The sequence below is a fragment of the Shewanella gelidii genome (assembly GCF_014647855.1).
In the GTDB taxonomy this organism is placed as follows: Bacteria; Pseudomonadota; Gammaproteobacteria; order Enterobacterales; family Shewanellaceae; genus Shewanella; species Shewanella gelidii.
In genome coordinates this window covers 1-1632 of sequence record NZ_BMPZ01000025.1, presented here as the reverse complement: position 1 = coordinate 1632, position 1632 = coordinate 1, and the positions used below count along the sequence as shown (strand labels likewise).

2 protein-coding genes are annotated in these 1632 nt (G+C 40.6%); both read right to left on the bottom strand.

The annotated features are described in order from the left end of the window. Positions 1–63: 63 nt before the first annotated feature. Positions 64–549 (bottom strand): hypothetical protein, encoded by a 486-nt coding sequence (locus tag IEY18_RS17270; RefSeq protein WP_188923127.1) that lies wholly within the window; start codon positions 547–549, stop codon positions 64–66. 99 nt (positions 550–648) lie between these two features. Then, positions 649–1467, bottom strand: a complete 819-nt coding sequence (locus IEY18_RS17265) for a hypothetical protein (protein ID WP_188923125.1) — start codon at positions 1465–1467, stop codon at positions 649–651. Positions 1468–1632: the final 165 nt, after the last annotated feature.

Genomic DNA, 1632 nt, shown 5'->3' with positions numbered 1-1632 from the left:
TAACGCCCGCATTTGCGGCTGGTTTGGAGCGCAGCGGAAAACCAGTCCGACAACATGCGCTTGTTAGGCTTTGACTGCATGATAAAAGACTCCCAGCCCCTTGGGATTATAAAACTCCCAGCTAGCATTTTCATACCGAACGAAAACTTCATTGGTCTGGAGAGCATTCCACCACTTATTCAATGTTTCGAAAAATAGCGATGTAGTAAATTCACCGCAAAGATCGTTTGGAAAATACGATATTTCAACAGCTATTTTTTCATCTTCAGGCCAATCGAGAAACAGATGAACTTGGCTTACAAAACTATCACTAGACTTCAGCTGACCATGAATACAACCTTCTTCGCGTGCTTTAATGTAAGACATCACGCTTTCAGCAGACAATTCAACAATTTCACCGTCTTGATCCAGTAGCTCACCATTGTTAAATGCTTCGAGAAAGAGCTTTGTGAACACTTCAACACAATCCAAAGCGGCCGGAGTAAAGGTGATATCCCTAGTACTACCATCGCTGTCGGTTAAATATTCGAGTATTTCAGCTTCATTCATACGAGAGCCTAACGCCGCACTAAGCGGACTAAAATTGTGGGTTATAATGTGTAGCGAAGCGAAACTAACCCACTGCTTTAGTTCCGTTTAAGTGCCTTGTTATGTGATGGTATGTGAACGTGCAAAAGCTAACGCCTTTTTTGCTTTAGGGGTGCAGAACAATTCATCAAGGCTAACAAATTCCATCCCAACTCCATCATCTGTCCATTCAGATACTGTATGTGGGTATGTTACAGCCCAGATTGAGGCTATGTTCGCTATTGTTGCATCCAGAGCTTTTACAATGCGTTCAAATTCCTTTTGATTGTATTCACCTGCCTGGTTCAACATATTCATTGAATTTGTACCTTCGCCATCTTCTGGCGAAAAAGCTCGACTATGAGTGAAGCTACATAAATACTTAAAATGACTATGAGCCTCTTCTATGACACAGAAATCATTTTCATCTTTAAACTTTTTAACTAAAAGTGAATTTTGTAATCGAGGTTTTGTTGTACCCCAATTTGGGGTTGAAGAAATACCTCCATCCCATTTGGAAAAAGCTTCATTATAGCCACCTTGAATAGGGCTTTCATTTTCAAGCCTTTGAAAATAAAGCGATACAGAAGCCATCTCTAAAGATCCTCGCTGACAGGATGCGGATGTCTTATAAAACCCTGTCCCTAAATTCCAAATAGCAGCACTTAAATCGTCAACGACATCAACGATTGTCCAGTTTAATATTTCATCATCTGTATCAAATGATTCATCATATGTAAGCACATATCCATATATAAAAGAGAGAATAGAATTAGCTTTTTTACTCAAGGTATCAAGAGCACTATTGATACCAATATTTTTAACATCATTGGCTGTTTGGAGTGAAACATCCATTATTTCTAGTGCGCGACCGCCTGCACTTGAACTTATTCTTGGCATCTGACTTCCTATTTAATCTGAGCTGTAAGTTGAATCACATAACGCCCGCATTTGCGGCTGGTTTGGAGCGCAGCGGAAAACCAGTCCGACAACATGCGCTTGTTAGGCTTTGACTGCATGATAAAAGACTCCCAGCCCCTTGGGATTATAAAACTCCCAGCTAGC

What these genes read in the sequence shown, in the direction of transcription:
- IEY18_RS17265 (WP_188923125.1), bottom strand. Translation starts at nt 1,467, where the DNA reads ATGCCAAGAATAAGTTCAAGTGCAGGCGGTCGCGCACTAGAAATAATG.
- IEY18_RS17270 (WP_188923127.1), bottom strand. Translation starts at nt 549, where the DNA reads ATGAATGAAGCTGAAATACTCGAATATTTAACCGACAGCGATGGTAGT.